Source organism: Flavobacterium panici (assembly GCF_024499525.1).
In the GTDB taxonomy this organism is placed as follows: domain Bacteria; phylum Bacteroidota; class Bacteroidia; order Flavobacteriales; family Flavobacteriaceae; genus Flavobacterium; species Flavobacterium panici.
Genome location: NZ_CP100437.1, coordinates 4,626,168 through 4,644,813, shown reverse-complemented (window position 1 = coordinate 4,644,813; position 18,646 = coordinate 4,626,168). Strand labels below are relative to the sequence as shown.

The window sequence follows — 18,646 nt, the reverse complement described above, 5'->3', positions numbered from 1 at the left end:
AATTCGCGGCAAAAACCTTCACACAAAGTAATTCAAAAATCATTTTAATCCTTTTAATCTGTGGCAAAAAATAAAGATCATTAGTAAATATTGTTTTAGCCGCGAATTACACGAATTTCCACAAATTTTATTCGCAGCAATCAAAAAAATAATTCGTGAAAATTAGTGTAATTCGTGGCAAAACCCTTTTTACACAAAGTAATTCAAAAATCATTTTAATCCTTTTAATCTGTGGCAAAAAACAAACAGCTTTAATAAAAAACATTTTCAATGAAAAAAATATTCACCCTTTTCTGCCTTCAATTCTTCCTGTTTGTGCAAGCACAGGAATATAGTTCTTCTAACATACATTCGCATAATGATTATGCAAGTCCGCTTCCGTTTTACGGGGCGTATTCTAACGAAACCGGCGTTATTGAAGCCGATGTTTTTGTCGTAAATAATGAATTGTTTGTAGCCCATAATTTTAAAGATATTACGCCTCAGAATACATTAAAAAGTATGTATCTGGAGCCACTTTCTTTAAAATTAAAAAGTTTAGGAAGTAAAGCTTATCCAAGCAATAAACCTTTGATTTTAATGATTGATATTAAATCTGATGCCGATGCTACATTGAAAGTTATTGCGCAGCAATTAAAAACATTTCCTGACATTATTGTAAACAAAAACATTAAGGTTGTTATTTCAGGAAACAGACCAAACCCTGCACAATGGAAGGATTATCCCGAATTTATTTATTTTGACGGAAGGCTTAACGAAGAATATTCTCCGGAGCAACTAGCTCGTGTTGAAATGATCAGTGAAGATATAAAAGTGTTTACGCCCTGGAACGGTAAAGGAGTTTTAACACAAGCCGATTTAGAAAAAATTCAGGCAGTGATTAAAAAAGTCCACAATCAAAATAAAAAAATAAGATTTTGGGGCACGGCAGACAACGTAAATACGTGGATGACTTTGATGAATTTAAAGCTTGATTTTATTGGTACAGATAATGTTTCTGAGTTGACACATTTCATTAATAATATCAAATCAACGTTTTATCAAAATACAGAATTTCATCAGGCATATGTTCCTAAAAATGTTTCGGCTTTCGCCAAAAAGAAACCTAAAAACGTAATTCTTTTAATTGGTGACGGAATGGGATTAACGCAGATATATGCAGGTTATACAGCCAATAAAGGACAGTTAAGTTTATTTAATATTCCAACACAAGGACTTTCGATAACTAAAGCTTCTGACAGCTATATTACAGATTCTGCAGCCGGAGCAACAGCAATGGCCACGGGACATAAAACCAATAACAGATTCATAAGCGTTGATGAAAGTGGAAAACCTTTGGAATTAATTACGCAGCAATTGGTTAAAAAGAATTATAAAACAGCCATTATTTCGGCAGGAAATATTACAGATGCAACTCCGGCTGCTTTTTATGCACACCAGCCGGAAAGAAGTTACAATGAACCTATAGCAAATGATTTCTTAAGTAATCCGTCTGATATTTTAATTGGCGGTGGGACAAAAGAATTTAAATCCAGAAAAGACGGGAAAGATTTATCTAAAGCATTACTAGAGAAAGGATATACTTTTTCAGATAAATTCAGCGCTTTAGATACTATTAAAAACAGCAAATTTGTTATTGCAGATGATGCAGCGGTTGTTTCGATGAAAAATGGAAGAGGAGATTTCTTAACTAAATCTTTTGCTAAAACGGTAAGTACTTTTGCAAAATCAAAAAATCCGTTTTTTATCATGGCCGAAGGTGCACAAATTGATTACGGGGGACATAGTAATAATGTTGAATATGTGGTTCGCGAAATGCTTGATTTTGACAAATTAGTAGGGCAGGCAATGGAATTTGTAGATAATAATCCTGAAACTCTTTTAGTTGTTACGGCAGATCACGAAACAGGCGGACTTTCTTTAATCGACGGAAGTATTGAAAAAGGTTATGTTCACGGTAGTTTCAGCACAAACGATCATACAGCAGTTCCGGTTCCTGTGTTTGCTTATGGAGCTGGAGCTCAGAATTTTGCAGGTGTTTATCAAAACACTGAAATTTATACTAAAATAATAGAAGCGATTACTAAAAAGTAATGTTTTAAAAAAAGTAAAGAGGCTGTCTCAAAAGTCGGGACAGCCTCTTTTTTATTTTACATGTTTGCTTGTTCCGTAGGAACATTTCATTGGTAGAAAATTATATTGTATTATGGTTTACGTTCCGTAGGAACGTTTGATTTTTGACATTTTTTTTAATAATCTGAGCTATCAAACGTTCCTACGTAACGCAAATGTTGCTGATCTTTATTTTTTTCTACCAACGAAACATTCCTATGGAATGATAAGTTGGATATTATAAAGTGCCTTATTAAATCATTAAACAAACAAAATAATTATAGTGAAAAACTGTATTGACTTTTAAGAAAGTCTCTTCGATTATTTATATATTTCCTTGTTCCGTAGGAACATTTCATTGGTAGAAAATTATATTGTTATAATGGTTTACGTTCCGTAGGAACGTTTGATTTCCGACATTGTTTTTTTTAATAATCTGACCTGTCAAACGTTCCTAAGGAACGTAAATGTTGCTGATCTTTATTTTTTTCTACCTACGAAACATTCCTACGGAATGATAAGCCGGATATCAAAAAGAGGTCAATTAAGTCACTAATAAAAAACAAAATAATTATAGTGAAAAACTGTATTGACTTTTAAGAAAGTCTCTTCGATTATTTATATATTTCCTTGTTCCGTAGGAACATTTCATTGGTAGAAAATTATATTTTTATAATGGTTTACGTTCTGTAGGAACGTTTGATTTCTACATTGTTTTTTTTATAATCTGACCTGTCAAACGTTCCTACGGAACGCAAAAACGACTGATCCTATTTTTTTCTACCTACGAAACATTCCTATGGAATGATAAGTTTGGGTTTTCTCCCAAAAATAGGCATCGCTGTCAAGGTAAGGTATATCTAGTTTTTTGGATAAGGCTTCACCAGTTGTCGTTACACCGCTCCCGGATGCGAAAAATATGAATTTTCATTACGAGGAGTTACTTGCTGATTTATACATCGAAATTACAAATCTTTTAATGATTTGCTAATACAGCGATTTTTAGAAATGCGTGAGCCTCTCGTAAAACCCTTTAAACACAGGAAACTGGTTTCAATATTAATAAATTATTAAATGACCAAATTGTAAAAAATACCAATAAATGTTTATTATACTTTTGTAAGGCTCTTCTTTAACATTTAAAATTGCATTATGAGTTCTAATTTGATATTAAGGTTGCGTGCTGGAGATGATTCTTGTTTTAAGGAAATATATGAATTGTATCATTTTAAAGTTTTTTGTTTTGTCAAAAAATATACAGCGCAGCTCGCAGATTCAGAAGATGTGACGCAAAATGTATTTATTCATCTTTGGAAATATCGGACTAAATTAGACCCAAATGTTACGCTGGAAGCCATCTTGTTTAAAAGCTCCAAACAGGAAATCTCAAAATGGTATAAAAAGCAAAACCGAATTTTTTCTGTAGAAGACGATCAGTTGATCAAGGAGCTTGACAGTGCCGCTGAACCAGATGAAGACATCAGTTCGCAGCTGGAAAAAATCGAATATCTGCTTAATAAAATCCCTGAAAAAAGAAGAAAAATTTTCAGCCTTCATAAATTTGAAGACCGCAGCTACAAAGAAATTGCGGTTGAAATGAATATGTCTCCTAGTGCTGTTGCTAACCAAATCTCTAAAACGTTACAATTTTTAAAGAAAAACTCGGTAAAGAACCATGAACTTTATTGGTTTGCGCTTTTCTTTATCAGTCAGACTGAGTTTATTGCGTATTAGTTTGTCATTTCGAAATTCAGATTAACAGAAAAGAGCCGAAGGCTCGGCCTATATTGTAGGGCCGGATTTTAATCCGGTTTACAAAGATTGGCGACAATATTGTCATTTCGACCGAAGGGAGAAATCGTATGTGTAATTCGACAAAGATTGGTAATATGCTTCGTAAACCGGATTAAAATCCGGCCCTACAATATAAATCGAACCTTCGGTTCTTTTTTAAAATTCCGAAGGAATGATTTAGTGCTGTAGAAACGTCCCGATAGCTATCGGAATTAATCTGTTGATTTTTTTGTTTTCAATATAATGCTGCCAAATCTTCTCGCAGATTAAGAAAACGTTAATAGTAACAATACCCCGTGACATTTAAAAGAATGAAAATCTAATGTAGTTGAATCGAGGAGATTCGCGCATGATTTTTCGATTCTAAATAAATCTAAATGAGAAATAAAAAATTAAAAGAAGAATGGAATGCTATACCCAACAGAGGTATTCTTCCAAATGATACGGAAGCCCGAATGTGGGATAATATTCGAAAGGTGACAATTCATAAATATAGAAACCTCTACAATTGGGCTGCTGTGGCGTGTGCCGTAATTGTTCTTTCTATTGGCAGTTATCATTCTTTAAACAGATTAGATTTATCTAAGCCTAAAATTACTTCAACCATAACTTTTAAAGATGATATACGTCTTATAACGCTGCCTGATGGTACAAGAGTCTGGCTGAACCAAAATACAGAAATTGATTATCCTGCAAAATTCTCAAAAAAGGAACGAAATATAACTTTAAGAGGAGAAGCCTTTTTTGAAGTAAAGCGAGATGTTACACGTCCGTTTATTATTACTTCAGGAGCTGTAAAAACAACTGTTTTAGGAACTTCATTTAATATTAAAGCCTACAATGATAATGATGCACAAGTAAGTGTAAGAACAGGAAAAGTAAAAGTAGAAAGCACACAAAATACGGTTTTTCTTGAAAGAGGTTACAGGGCGATATATGCCGAAAAAACGGCTACAGTTAATAAAGAGAAAACAAACAATTTTGAACCAGAGTGGAAAAAAGTTTTACTCTATGTTGATGGTTTAACTCTCGATGAGGTTATTACAATACTGCAGCGCGATCATAAGTTTACGGTGAATTATCTGGATGACGATTTAAAAAGCCTAAAAATACAGGGAACTCTGGATACCCGACAAGGGTTTTATGAAACACTGCAAACTATTGCTTTTGCTTTAGAAATACATATCAGTCCGGCGGGAAACAGCACTTATATAATCGGTAAAAAATAAACAGCAATTTGCTGTCTTACAACCATTATTTTAAAACTACAAAATAATTAACGCAAAATATCTCATTAAAATTAATTACATAAACTAACAATTTCAACTATGAACAATGATTTTTCCAGGCATTATTTTATTGCCATCTGGATTTTGCTTTTGGGATTTTTTCTCGGAACAAGCACTATTTATTCGCAAACAGGAACCGTATCGGTTGATTTTAAAAACTCTTCGCCTCAAAAAATCATTGATAATTTAAAGTCACGAACACCTTATCAATTTGTTTATCAAAAAGACCTTGACCTTAGTTTTCCGCTTGTTACCTTAAAAAAAGATAATGTAACAATCGATGAAGTATTGAATGATTTACAAACCTTAACCAATTTAGATTTTAGAAGAACGGACAATAATATTGCGGTTAAAAGAAACGAAACCGTTAAAAAAAAAAGGAGAGGGAAAATTGTAGGAAAGGTGGTTGACAACAACGGACTTTCGCTTCCTGGAGCCAATATTAAAGTTGTTGAAACAGGTTTTGGCGCACAATCAGATATTGATGGTAATTATATTTTAGAGCTTGAAGCAGGAGAATATACCATCGAGATAAGTGTGATTTCTTTTCAAACCCAAAAAATTACTCACGTAAAAGTTGAGGAAGGAGAAGATACGCCGCTGGTTGTTTCTTTAAAGGAAGATGCACAATCGCTTAATGAAGTAATTATTGTGCAGAATTATAAACAAGCCACAGCTTCGGTTGAAGGAATGTTAATTCAGCAAAAAAAGGCAGCACAGTTTTCTGATGGTATTTCGGCAGAACAAATCGCAAGAACTCCAGACAGAGACGTAGCAGCTTCGTTAAAACGTATTACGGGAGTTACAACTGTAAATGATAAATATGTTGTAGTACGCTCCATGGGAGAAAGATGGAACCAGGCCGTTATGGATGGAATCGCTTTACCAAGTACAGACGCTTATCAGCAAAACTTTTCTTTTGATATTATTCCAACAGCAATGGTAGAGAGTATTGTTGTAAGTAAATCTGCAACGCCGGATATGTACGCTAATTTTGCCGGAGGATATGTAGAAGTAAAAACAAAAGATATCCCAAAAGAAAATTTCACCAATTTTTCTATTAGTAATTCTTATAACAGTAAAAGTACTTTTAAAGACAGACTAACAAGACAAGAAGGCGATTATGATTATTGGGGATTTGATGACGGAAGACGTGATTATCCTACTAATCATACAACAATAGATCCGCCTACAAGTTTAGCGACATCTGGGCCTTTTATTGATTATTCTAAACAATTTACCCAAGATAATTTTAGTACTTATAAAACATATGGAGCACCGGGAACTACGCTTCAGTTTGGTTTAGGGCGTGTTTATAAATTAAAAGACAATAACAAATGGGGGTTTGTAGGTTCTTTTATTTTTAAAAACACGCAGGAAACCTTAGAAATTGAACACACTCAAAGAGGAAGTTACCAAATGAATTCTGAATTTACTCCAGAGAAAGACAATTCAAGTTATTCGACTTTTACAAAATATGGATTTAGAAATTCAGGAAACAATTATAACTATAATTCAACATTAGGCGGAATGTTTAACGCTGCAATTCAGTTGGACAACCATAAAATTACAGTGCGTAACACGGTTATGCATATTTACAATAACCAGTTAACACAAATTAGCGGCTGGGCAGATGGAGCTTATTCTATTCCGGAAATACTAAGCGGAAGCATTTTACCAACTACATCAGAATCTAATTATCCTGTTTACACCACATTTATTCAAAATAAAGTGGAAGGAAATCACAAATTCGACAAACTCGAAGTGAATTGGTACGGAGCATACGGAAACGTTACAAAAGATACTAAAGACGCCACATTTGTAGCCATAGGAAAAGGAAAAGTAGGTGATGATATTATAACAAATTATAGTGTCGATAACAATGGAAACAGGTTTCCGTTTAGCCGAAGTTATTTTACAAATGATGAAGTAGATTACAACTGGGCAGTCAATTTTAAATACACTTTTAATTTTGGAGAATCTTTTACAAACGATATCAAAGCAGGATATTTTGGTACTTATAAAAAAGCAACCAATCAGCAGGAATCGGCTAAATTAATTACAGTTGGTCAACCTACTGCTTTTGCAACAATTTATGAGCCGCTTTCGGAATTTCTAGACGGATCAAACTATTATTATGGTGGTTTTGGCTGGCAGAAATATGGCATCTATGGAAACAAATACGTTGGAGACGTAAAAATACATTCACCTTATTTAATGCTCGATGATAAAATTGGTCAATATGTAAGATTGGTTTGGGGAGTAAGAGCAGAAAGTTATTTATATACTCAAATAGAAAGTCAGTCTGAAACTCCAGATGGTTTCTCAGAAGCGCAGGGAGATGATAAAGTGTGGCAATTTTTACCATCTGCCAGTTTAATTATTAGTCCAACTAATAAAATGAACGTAAGATTGGGGTACAATAAATCAGTTTTACGTCCACAGTTTGCAGAGCGATTAAGTATTCCATATTATGACCCGCTTCGTGCCGCTAAAATTTATAATTATACAAACGGAATTGTATCGAGCGTTGCTAATAATTACGATTTAAAGTTAGAATGGTTTCCTTCTGGAGGCGAGATTTTATCCTTTGGTGTATACCATAAAGATATAGATAACCCAATTGAAGCCGTAGGTTATTTAAATCCATCAGGTGTTAGGGATATCTATAATATTAACTCAAACAAAGCCAAACTTTGGGGAGTTGAATTAGAGTTCTACAAAAATCTTTCTTTTTTAGGAGAAGGTGATCTTTTAAAACATTTGTTTGTTTACGGAAATGCTTCTGTAAATGATACCAAAGTTACTTCATACGTTAATCTGGATGGTACCGGAGGACTTTATGAAGCTAACAGACCGCTTTACGGGCAGTCGCCTTATACTTATAATTTAGGAATGGATTATGTAGGCGACCGTTTTGGGTTCAGCCTTAGACATAATGCCGTTGGAGATCAGTATATTTTAGTTGGGTTTGATTATTCGGCAGAGGAAATCCGCATGCCTTACTCACAAACAGATGCTCAGCTGAGTTATAAATTCTTCAAGAAAAAAGATTTGCAGTTTAAATTCAGTATCAAAAACATGTTTGATACAGGCGTGCAAACCTACAACAATACAAACAGCTACAGTAAAATAGAAGATGTTCCTACAGGATCTAACCCAAGATCAAGATTTAGCCTTGGAGCCAATGCAACCAATAAATATGACCCGGATATCGATCAGGTAGTTTTTAAATCATTTGCCGGAAGAACGATTAGTATTTCTTTAAACTATGATTTTTAAAATTAGCTATTGTTAATACTAAATTCATAATCATAAGTATTTTCCTGCTGAATATTAAGAAAAAGTTAACAATAAAAAACACCCATGATATTCTGTTATTTCAAAAGCTAATACTAATAAATAAGGAAGTTGGGTAAAATAAAAACTCTTTTTGCTGAGAGTATTTAAAATGTTCTTCGAAAAATTTAAATAGATAAAAGAATGAAACCTGCAGATATACGGAATCTTCAATTTAAGCCAAAACAATAAAAGAAGACAAAGGCATTAGGTTTATCATATCCAAAGACATTTATCTTTTTGTGTATTTAAATTTTAAAGGGAATCGAAGTTGATCCTTTCATTGAAATGAAAAAAATCCTAATAGTGAAAGATGGAAGTTAGGTAAGCTCCCCCGGACGGTAAAACGGATGCGTTTGAAAAAACAAATTTACCAAAAACGAGAAAGACCTGAGGAAAGAAATTTTGCTGCTCTCTCCAAAGGCCTAGTTTAATAGCGGCAAATATAGCAATAATTAAATTATTATGAAAAAATTTTTTATGTTCGCAATTGTAGCTCTACTTGTGAGTTCTTGCCAAAATGATGATTCTTCTGCTGATTCTTCTTTTTCTATGAAAGCTGCTGGGGCTGACTACAGCGGATATCCTGCAACAGTACAAACTGTAAGTGGAGATATTACAACTAACACAACTTGGACAAGTGACAAAGTTTGGGAAATTAACGGAGTAGTTCGTGTAAAATCTGGAGCTACATTAACAATCCAGGCTGGAACTTACATTAAAGCAAAACCTCTTGCTGCTGGTGTTGCTACAGGAGTTCTTGTAATTACTAAAACTGGTAAAATTAATGCACAAGGAACTGTAAATGCTCCAATTATCTTTACAAGTTACAATCTTTTAGATGGTAACGCTTCTACAAAAGGAGCTCCTGGAGATTTTGGTGGTCTTGTAATTTTAGGTGATGATCAGGTAAATAACGGATCAACTACTAATATTATCGAAGGATTAGGTGATCAGCCAAATGTTTCTGATTTCTATTATGGTGGATCTAATGCTTCTCACAATGCAGGAACAATTTCTTATGTTCGTGTTGAATTTGCTGGTAGAATCTTAGATGCTGCAACTGGTGTTGAAATCAACGGTGTAACTTTTGGTGGAGTTGGTGCTCTTACTACAGTTAACCACGTTCAGGTTTCTTACGGTAGAGACGATTCATTTGAATTTTTTGGAGGTAGAGTTAATGCTACTCATTTAGTTTCTTTTGCTCCGGATGATGATAACTTTGACTTTGATTTAGGTTATACTGGATCAATCACAAAAGCAATTGCTCTTGCTGATATCAATTCTACTCACAGTACAAGTGGTACAGCACCAAACTTAGTACCAGATTCAAATGGTATCGAATTAGATAACAATGCTGGTGGTACTTCTACTACAATTATTACACGTCCTGTTATTTCTCAATTATCTATTATTGGTGTTAGTTCTGCAACAGCTGCTAACTCATACGAAAATGGAATCCACGTACGTAGATTAGGGCAAATCAGCCTTACTGATGCTACTGTAACAGGATACAACAGAGGAATCAACTGGGAATCTCCTTCAGTATCAACTGGTTCTACTTGGTCTGCAATATCTATCCACGGATATGTTAATCCTGTATTGCCAACTACAGTTGCTTTAGGTTTTGGAAATGCTACATCTACTGTTGCTCCAGGAACTAAATGGTCTTTAACTCAGCCATTCTTTAATGATGGAGCATTAGACTTTACAGGTGCTACAGGTGCATTCAAAACTGAAGCACTTTGGACAGCTACCTGGACTAAGTTTACAAGTTTTTAATTCGTTAGGTTAAGCAATATTTAATTCAGCATGGGCAGCATTTCTGCCCATGCTTTTTACAAATAAAATATGAAAAAAATTATACTATTATTTTTATTACTAATGATTACAACTGTATCATCTGCCCAGTTTACAATTTGGGAAGATGATTTTGAGGATGGTGACGTTTCAGATTGGACTTTATTAGACAAAGATGGCAACAGCAGTAACTGGAGTGCCCGAAAAAACATTCAATTTGATGAAAGTACAGGCGGTATCAAAGATGGTAATTTTAATGTATTAGGTACTTATAATATTGATTTAAATTCAGGTGCGCCACTTGATATAATAGAACAAAACTGGGCTATGCTGCCAGCAATAGATTTATCGTACTACAGCGGAAAAATTGAATTGAATTTTACAGCACAAATGGCAATTTTTGGTGGAAGCAAAAACATTTTAATTTATGGAGGAACATCTCCAGATCCTGCTTCAGCCACACTTTTAGGAACCGTTTATATGGAAAGAATATCACAATTAGATCCTGAATTTAAAGATTATGTGGTAGATATTTCGCAGTTTGTAGGCAATCAAAACGTTTACATTTCCTTATTAAATGAAAACAGCAATTTTGTTGGATATGAAGTTGATAAAGTATGGATCACAGCCGAAGCACTTTTAGGTGTTGACGATTTCGATAAAAATAATACCATACGCCTTAAACAAAATCCTGTTGCCGAAAATTTAGAATTAGAAATAAGCGACCAATTTCTAAACGAAGATTTTGCAGCAAAAATTTACAGTTCTACAGGATTATTAGTTAAAAGTAATGCAGATTTAAAAGAAAACATTTCAGTAGCAAATCTTCCGCAGGGAATTTATTTTCTGGTACTATCAAATAATACAGCTTCAAAAAAAATAAAATTTATCAAAAAGTAAACAGATAATTATTTTCAGAAATAATTATAAAGACAAAATATAAAATATGAAAACTAAAATTGTTCCAATACTTTTATTTTCAATTGTACTTCTCCTTTGCCAGGCCTGCATCAATGAAGATATGGTTCCTTATTATGAAGAGCAGCAGCCCGGAAAAGTAGTAATACATGGTTACAATGCACAAAAAGATTCTATACAAATAGCGGTAGATGGAAAAATCCTTACAGAAGGAAAGAAAAATGCCTACATAAAAAAAGTTGCTAAAAATCACGAATTTGTATTTTATTCAAATAAAACGAAACTGGTTGAAATTATGAATAAAGTAAGCAAGCAGCTTCTTTATTCTTATCAACTAACCACTGCAAAACCTATTGATACGATCTCTTTTTATACTAAAGAAGATTTATGGATAAATAATGTTTTGGCTACGAAACCAGGTAAAATAACACAGACAGGAAATGCCGGTTTCAAATTTATTTTCCCAACCCTTAATAAATATTCTGCCAGCGGTTATACCGGCAAACTAGACGGAATAATGCGCAAAGTAAACGGAGAAGTAGTAGGAGTAGTTAAAAACATTGGCAAAGATAACTTCAGCGATTTTATAGAATTCCCTTCAAGTCTGCCTCCAATTATCAGAATGGAATTGGTGAAACACAATACAACTGAATCTTATATAAGCGGCAGACAAGTTATTACAGTGATGCTGATGCTGCCAAACAAATCAGGATTAATCGTTTTGGATGAAAGAAAAGATGAAAGCGGAAAATTTCAAAATGTAGATGCAAGTTTAAATCTGGTTGATTTTTTTGATTTTACTGCTCATTAAAACGAATTAATTCTAAGATATCCAATGAAAAACTGTTTACACATTAAGTTGTTTTCTTTTTTATTTTTTGCGCTCTTTCTTATTTCGTGTGAAAACACAGATGAGCCAATAACTTATGAAGAAAACACAAATGAATATGTAAACGACTGGATGTACAATCAAATGAAAAGATATTATTTATGGAATAATGCAATAAAAAACCAGGGTAATTTAGCATTAGATCCAAAAGAATATTTTAAAACCTTACTGCAGTCCGAAGATATTTATTCCTACGCTATACATCCTGAAAAACCAGAAACTTCACCTAAAAGCCTTAGAAGTAAATTCGGGTTTGACGTAAGTTTTATTGCTTTTGAAGGGAAATATTATGGTGTGATATTATATGTTTTAGAAGATTCTCCGGCAAAAAATAATGGTTTGCAAAGAGGACAGCTTATAACGCATATTGAAGGAACAGAATTGAAATTTGAAAACTACGATAATCTCTATAATAGCATGATTGCCGATACGCAGCTCAATTTAAAAGTCGTTTCTTATTCTGCTCAATCAGGTTTTTCTAATTCAAAAACAGTTTCTGTTTTGCAGGGTTTTACCTTTTCACAGCCTATTCCATATCTGGTAATCGAAAATAACAATACTAAAATTGGTTATGTAAGTATTTCACATTTTGATGTTGGACAAGCACAATTGTATTTGCAGATGTTTCAGGAATTAAAAAGCAAATCCATAACAGAATTGGTTTTAGACTTAAGATATAATGGAGGAGGAGATGTCTCATCTGCGACAGCATTAAGTATAATTCTGGCACCCAATATTAAAGCAGATGATCTTTTTATAAAATTTGAAGGAAATCAAAACGGAGGAAATGTTGACCAGTCTTTTTCTACGGCTTTAAAAAGCAATGAATCATCGGTAAGTTTTGATGCTTTACGCAATGCACATCCTGGAATTAATAAAGTTTATATTTTATGCGGAAAAAGGACAGCATCAGCATCAGAACTTATTATAAATAATCTAAAACCTTATATGGAAGTTATTACAATTGGCGAAAAAACATTTGGCAAAGATGTAGCAGGATTTCCTATTGTAGACGACCGAAATCCAGATAAAAGAGGCTGGATATTATACCCTTCCATATATAAATTATTTAATGCCAGACACGAAGGAAATTATTCAAAAGGAATAAACCCTGAAATAAATTTAAATGAATTACAACAGCCGGAAGTATTTGCTTTAGGAAACCGCTCTGAAACTTTATTACAAGCTGCCTTAAATAGAATATCAGGAAACACAAATAAAATAAAAACAGAAACTGTACAAACCTTGCCACTTAGCAAAATAAGTACAGATATTGACCCGCTTTTGCAAATTACACCATGAAAATTATAAATACATTGATCGTTCGTTATGCAGGGAATTGATAACATTGAACATCGAAAATTGCTGCAAATCTTTGAGAAATACAAAGATGAATCTATTGCGGTACAAACAACATCAGAAGATGATCTTAAGATTTATCAAAACATGGAAGAACTCGATGTTTTGTACAATTGTTTTAAAATCTTATTGGCAGAATTACAAAAATGTACCAGAGATTATGAACTAAAGAAAAAATCAACACGCAGTATCATCCATAAAAACTTAAGGAAAATAAAAACAGAATCTGAAAAGAAGCTGTAATCTATATTTCAGGATTTATTATAGAAGGTATTCCTTCTTTTTTGATCTGGCGAAAAGGAGTCCTAATTTTATTCCTTTTAAGCCTTATTTTCTTTATTTGATAAAGACAATCCGTTAATAAAGCCTTTATTTCTAAATAAGAATTATGATGAAAAGAGCTAATATTGTATTTCAGTTTTTCGATATGGTTTCCTGCGTTTATTAAATCAGTTTCAAATATTTTTAATAAACCAACTTCTATATTTTTATTCTTTTTATAATAATGAATACAGTTATGAAGATCTTCAATTTGTCCTGTAAAATCAAAAACGGCTTTTTTAGAAACTGCCCTATGGTAGTAATAAGAAAACTCTAGCGGATTAAATTCAATTACCTTATCAAAATCTTCAATGGCTTTATAATGATGTTCCAGTTTTTGAAAACAACTCGCCCTTAATTCATAAGCCGTCGAATCAAATTCATAATTGACCACATTATCTAAATGAATAATAGCCTCCTGAAAGTGGCTGGTGGAATAAAGCTGTTTTCCTTTCTCTAAATCCACAAAACTTTTTTTAAGGTTTGATTTAAAAAATTTGTCCTTAAATGTTGTTTTTAAAGTCACGAACCATTTCATAATTTTAAATTTAGGAAGTTACAATATTCAGCTGGCTAAATTTTGATGGGACGTTAAAGTTAATAAAAAATTAATACACAGCACATTATAAATTTTTATTTGTAGAAAATAATGGTTTGGTTTTTACATTTTAAAAAAATATTCTTTTTAAATTAGAGGCTTCAAAGCAAATAATGATTATGAATTCGGCCAAAGAAATATTTCTAAAATCAGTAAAGGAAATTTGTCCTAATGTTACTGATGCTGAACTTTCTCAATTTGCTTTAAAAATTACTATTGAAGAATTCAACAAAAAAGACTTCTTTCTTCAATTCGGTAAAGTACAAAAATCAATAGGTTTTATAGCAAGCGGATTAGTGCGTTCCTCTTTTATAGACAACGATGGCAATGAAATTACCGTAGGTTTTTATGCCGAAGGTGAATATGCCACACATTATCCCGCTTTTATAACACAGCAGCCCAGTAAATATTCAATTCAGTGTTTAGAACCAGTAATTATGGTTTGTCTTTCGTATGAAAACATACAGTGGATTTATGAGCATTTACCGAGCTTTGAACGATACGGACGATTAGTTGCCGAAGAAATTTTAAAACGTCAGCAGGCCCGTATCGAAAGCTTTATATTTCAAACCGCCGAGGAACGTTATCTCGATTTTATAAAGTGTCACTCAGAGCTATTTAACAGAATTTCAATTTCTCACCTATGCAGTTATCTGGGTATTGAAAGACAAACACTTACCAGAATTCGTCAAAAATTAGCGCACCAATAGTTTTTGACACATTTGTGTCAGGAAGTCCTTCGCATTATTTAAAATCTTTGCAGTGTCAAATTAAAATGATGCGCAATGAAAACGAATATCTTATTAATACTTGGTCATCCTTCTCAAAACTCATTTTGTAATGCCTTACTTAATGCTTACAAAAAAGGAGTAGAGCGTACAGGAGCAATTTGTAAAACCATTTATATTTCTGAACTAGATTTCGACGTAAATCTTGCTGACGGATATAAAACCGGAAAAACAGTACCGCTTGAAAAAGATTTAATTCAGGCTCAGGAACTCATTTCCTGGGCAGATCACATTGTATTGTCTTATCCTAATTGGTGGGGTTTTATGCCTGCCATTACCAAAGGATTTATAGACAGAATCTTTATGCCTGATTTTGCATTTAAACATCACTCAGGAAAAATCTTCCCCGAAAAACTTTTAAAAGGAAAAAGCCTTAGGCTGTTAATTACGATGGACACACCAAAATGGTGGTTCTATCTCATCTACCGTGCTTCTCAATATCAAATCCTCAAAGACAACGTATTCGGTTACGTAGGATTCGATCCTATCAAATTTACCACTTTTGGTTTTATGAGAAAATCAACAGAAGAACAGCGCATTAAATGGCTGAAAAAAACAGAAAAATTAGGAACACAACTTATATAAAACAATCCATTAATAAATTTTAATATCATGAGACATCTAGCAAACGAGCATACAATTGCTCACATTGACCCTAAAAAAGGTTTCAGAATTCACTTATTAGTATTTGTATTATCAATTCCTGCCATTTGGACGATTTGGTTTTTAACAGACAGAACATATCTATGGCCGCTTTGGCAAACTGGTGCATGGGCAGTAGGTTTATTATTTCATTATCTGGGCGTTTTCATCTTTAAAAATAGAAATAAATAATCTTTAAAAATTTAGAAGTTATGATAACAAAAGCAAAACTCACAGTTTCTAAAAAAGTCTTAGAGATTTTTACCGTTCTGTTTTCATTGCAAAGTGCATTAGCGACTGCACAAAATGAAACAGCAAAGATTACACGCTACGAAGTAAAAGAGCAATATCAGGAGCAATTTCAAAAAGCCATAAGCGAGTACGTTCAAAAATCGCTTTCAAACGAAAGCAACATTATGTCTGAAGCTTATTTTGAACAGAATAACAAAACGGTTATCTGGTTATTTGAACGCTGGACGAGCAAAACAGCATTGGATAAAAACAATTCAAAATCTATAAAAGAACTTGTCAAAACTGCCCTAGTAAAACCGGAGAAAATAATCTATGTAAAAGATTTAGAACCTCTCAATAAAGAACAATGGAGAAGAACAAGTAAAAAAGAAGACAATCAGTTAACCATTATGCTTTTTGTAGATGCAAAAGCCGGAACAGAGAAAAACTTCATGGAAGTTTACCATACTGCAATGCCGCAGTTTAGAAGTGAACCCGGCGTAGTAACGTATCAGTTATCACAATTGGAAAATGATAAAACCCAATTTGTAACCTTCGAAAAATTCAGAAGCAACGATGCATTTCAATATCATTTAAATTTTCCGCCAATTCAACCCGTAATAGATTACCTAAATACGAGTATAAAAAAACAGCCGTTTCAGGACGGAATTCATAACCTAATCGAATTTGCACCGCTTACTCGGGAGTAACATTCAATAGAAAAATTCAACACAAATTATTAATATTTAAAACCTAAAAAAATGAAAACAATTAGTAAAATCATTGCAGCAGGTATAACAAGCGTACTTGCTGTAGTAAATGTAGAAGCACAAGTAACCGTAAAAACAAATGAAATGAAAACAAACTACAGTCATGAATTAGAAGTTGTAAATCAATTGTCTACTCAGTCAGCCGTTGTAAATATGCCGGTGACAAAATTATTAAACGCACCAGGAAATGAAGCATTAAAAGATTTCTTCTTTACACCTGTAAAAAACAAAACAGCCTTAAAAGGGAAAAAAATTGCCGTAATCGTTGCCGATGGTTTTGAAGAAATTGAATTAACAGGACCAGTTTGGTATTTTAAAGAATTAGGAGCACAAGTTGAAATAGTGTCACCAAAATTTAATCCCGCTCCAGAAAGATACGGTTTAGTATTTCCTGAAATGGCAAATACACATGTTATGGCAATTCAATACTTACAGCCAGTTGGGTGGATAAAATTTGACCGTACCGCAGACCAAATAAAAGTAAGTGATTATGATGCGATATTTATTCCTGGAGGAGCCTGGAATCCTGATAACCTGCGTTATGACAAAGATGTAATCAAATTTATTCAGGACTTTAATAAATCAGGAAAACTAATTGCTGCTATTTGTCACGCCCCGGTTGTTTTGGCTTCCGCTGATATTTTAAAGGGAAGAAAGCTGACGGGATACTGGAACATTCAGGTAGATTTAAAAAATGCCGGCGGAACTATTCTTGAACAACCTGTAGTAACAGATGGAAACATTATTACCAGCCGTCACCCAATTGATGTAGCGGATTTTTCAAGAGCTGTTGAAAGCTGGTTAATTAAAAAATAAAAATAAGTTTGAGGCTGTCTCTAAGTGGAGGCAGCTCATTTATTATAATTATTTTGTTGTTTTTAGTACAATAGGTGACTTTTTCATATCCTAATTTATCCATTCCATAGGAATGTTTGGTAGGTAGAAAAAAATAAGATCAACCACATTTACGTTCCGTAGGAACGTTTGATAGGTCAGATTTTAAAAAAAACAATGTCTAAATCAAACGTTCCTACGGAACGTAATCCATTATAACAATATAATTTTCTACCAATGAAATGTTCCTACAGAACAAGAAAGCATGTAAAATAATATAACGGCCTCTTCATTATTTGGATAAAAACTTTGTTTTATCATTCCATAGGAATGTTTGGTAGGTAGAAAAAAATAAAGATCAGCCACATTTACGTTCCGTAGGAACGTTTGATAGGTCGGATTATTAAAAAACAATGTCAAAATAAAACGTTTCTACGGAACGTAATCCATTATAACAATATAATTTTCTACCAATGAAATGTTCCTACAGAACAAGAAAGCATGTAAAATAATATAACGGCCTCTTTATTATTTGGATAAAAACTTTGTTTTATCATTCCATAGGAATGAAAAAATAAAGATCAGCCGGATTTGCGTTCCGTAGGAATATTTGATTGGTCGGATTATTAAAAAACAATGTCAAAATCAAACGTTTCTACGGAACGTAATCCATTATAACAATATAATTTTCTACTAATGAAATGTTCCTACAGAACAAGAAAACATGTAAAATAATATAAGGGCCTCTTCATTATTTGGATAAAAACTTTGTTTTATCATTCCATAGGAATGTTTGGTAGGTAGAAAAAAATAAAGATCAGCCAGATTTACGTTCCGTAGGAACGTTTGATTGGTCGGATTATTAGAGAGCGATGTCAAAATCAAACGTTCCTACGGAACGTAATAAAATATAACAATATAATTTCTACCAATGAAATGTTCCTACAGAACAAGGAAACATG

Annotated in this window: 16 protein-coding genes; 14 read left to right on the top strand and 2 right to left on the bottom strand. The window is 33.1% G+C overall.

What is annotated here, in order from left to right; all coding sequences use genetic code 11:
* Positions 1 to 270: 270 nt before the first annotated feature.
* On the top strand, positions 271 to 2,094 hold the full coding sequence (locus NLJ00_RS19625; RefSeq protein WP_256635071.1) for an alkaline phosphatase: 1,824 nt from the start codon (positions 271 to 273) through the stop codon (positions 2,092 to 2,094).
* A gap of 798 nt (positions 2,095 to 2,892) precedes the next feature.
* Here NLJ00_RS19625 and NLJ00_RS19620 read toward each other — a convergent pair.
* A complete protein-coding gene (locus NLJ00_RS19620; protein WP_256637484.1) occupies positions 2,893 to 3,033 on the bottom strand; it encodes a shikimate kinase in 141 nt (46 codons plus the stop codon).
* Positions 3,034 to 3,264: 231 nt separating this feature from the next.
* Here NLJ00_RS19620 and NLJ00_RS19615 point away from each other — a divergent pair, with 231 nt between their 5' ends.
* The 8 genes from NLJ00_RS19615 (at position 3,265) to NLJ00_RS19580 (ending at position 13,743) form a co-directional block, all read left to right on the top strand.
* Complete coding sequence (locus NLJ00_RS19615) at positions 3,265 to 3,846, top strand: RNA polymerase sigma factor (protein WP_180860476.1); 582 nt, start codon at positions 3,265 to 3,267, stop codon at positions 3,844 to 3,846.
* 437 nt (positions 3,847 to 4,283) lie between these two features.
* Positions 4,284 to 5,135, top strand: a complete 852-nt coding sequence (locus tag NLJ00_RS19610; protein ID WP_256635070.1) for a FecR family protein — start codon at positions 4,284 to 4,286, stop codon at positions 5,133 to 5,135.
* A gap of 99 nt (positions 5,136 to 5,234) precedes the next feature.
* Positions 5,235 to 8,477 (top strand): TonB-dependent receptor, encoded by a 3,243-nt coding sequence (locus NLJ00_RS19605; protein ID WP_256635069.1) that lies wholly within the window; start codon positions 5,235 to 5,237, stop codon positions 8,475 to 8,477.
* A gap of 522 nt (positions 8,478 to 8,999) precedes the next feature.
* Positions 9,000 to 10,316 carry a hypothetical protein gene (locus NLJ00_RS19600; RefSeq protein WP_256635068.1) on the top strand — a complete coding sequence of 439 codons (1,317 nt, stop codon included), beginning with the start codon at positions 9,000 to 9,002 and terminating at the stop codon, positions 10,314 to 10,316.
* A 69-nt stretch (positions 10,317 to 10,385) separates the two neighbouring features.
* Positions 10,386 to 11,234: a T9SS type A sorting domain-containing protein gene (locus tag NLJ00_RS19595; RefSeq protein ID WP_256635067.1), complete on the top strand. Its 849-nt coding sequence runs from the start codon at positions 10,386 to 10,388 to the stop codon at positions 11,232 to 11,234.
* Between the two features lie 46 nt (positions 11,235 to 11,280).
* Positions 11,281 to 12,063 (top strand): hypothetical protein, encoded by a 783-nt coding sequence (locus tag NLJ00_RS19590; RefSeq protein WP_256635066.1) that lies wholly within the window; start codon positions 11,281 to 11,283, stop codon positions 12,061 to 12,063.
* 24 nt (positions 12,064 to 12,087) lie between these two features.
* Entirely contained in the window at positions 12,088 to 13,443 is a 1,356-nt protein-coding gene (locus NLJ00_RS19585) for a S41 family peptidase (protein ID WP_256635065.1), read from the top strand.
* 27 nt (positions 13,444 to 13,470) lie between these two features.
* Positions 13,471 to 13,743 carry a hypothetical protein gene (locus NLJ00_RS19580; RefSeq protein ID WP_256635064.1) on the top strand — a complete coding sequence of 91 codons (273 nt, stop codon included), beginning with the start codon at positions 13,471 to 13,473 and terminating at the stop codon, positions 13,741 to 13,743.
* Position 13,744: 1 nt separating this feature from the next.
* Here the strand turns inward: NLJ00_RS19580 and NLJ00_RS19575 are convergent, their stop codons facing one another.
* Positions 13,745 to 14,359, bottom strand: a complete 615-nt coding sequence (locus NLJ00_RS19575) for a tetratricopeptide repeat protein (RefSeq protein ID WP_256635063.1) — start codon at positions 14,357 to 14,359, stop codon at positions 13,745 to 13,747.
* A 179-nt stretch (positions 14,360 to 14,538) separates the two neighbouring features.
* Here NLJ00_RS19575 and NLJ00_RS19570 point away from each other — a divergent pair, with 179 nt between their 5' ends.
* From NLJ00_RS19570 to NLJ00_RS19550, 5 genes are all read left to right on the top strand, one after another.
* A complete protein-coding gene (locus NLJ00_RS19570; protein ID WP_256635062.1) occupies positions 14,539 to 15,129 on the top strand; it encodes a Crp/Fnr family transcriptional regulator in 591 nt (196 codons plus the stop codon).
* Positions 15,130 to 15,204: 75 nt separating this feature from the next.
* Positions 15,205 to 15,792, top strand: a complete 588-nt coding sequence (locus NLJ00_RS19565; protein WP_256635061.1) for an NAD(P)H-dependent oxidoreductase — start codon at positions 15,205 to 15,207, stop codon at positions 15,790 to 15,792.
* A gap of 27 nt (positions 15,793 to 15,819) precedes the next feature.
* Positions 15,820 to 16,041, top strand: a complete 222-nt coding sequence (locus tag NLJ00_RS19560; RefSeq protein WP_256635060.1) for a 2TM domain-containing protein — start codon at positions 15,820 to 15,822, stop codon at positions 16,039 to 16,041.
* A 20-nt stretch (positions 16,042 to 16,061) separates the two neighbouring features.
* A complete protein-coding gene (locus tag NLJ00_RS19555; RefSeq protein ID WP_256635059.1) occupies positions 16,062 to 16,790 on the top strand; it encodes a putative quinol monooxygenase in 729 nt (242 codons plus the stop codon).
* Between the two features lie 51 nt (positions 16,791 to 16,841).
* Complete coding sequence (locus tag NLJ00_RS19550; RefSeq protein WP_256635058.1) at positions 16,842 to 17,666, top strand: DJ-1/PfpI/YhbO family deglycase/protease; 825 nt, start codon at positions 16,842 to 16,844, stop codon at positions 17,664 to 17,666.
* Positions 17,667 to 18,646: the final 980 nt, after the last annotated feature.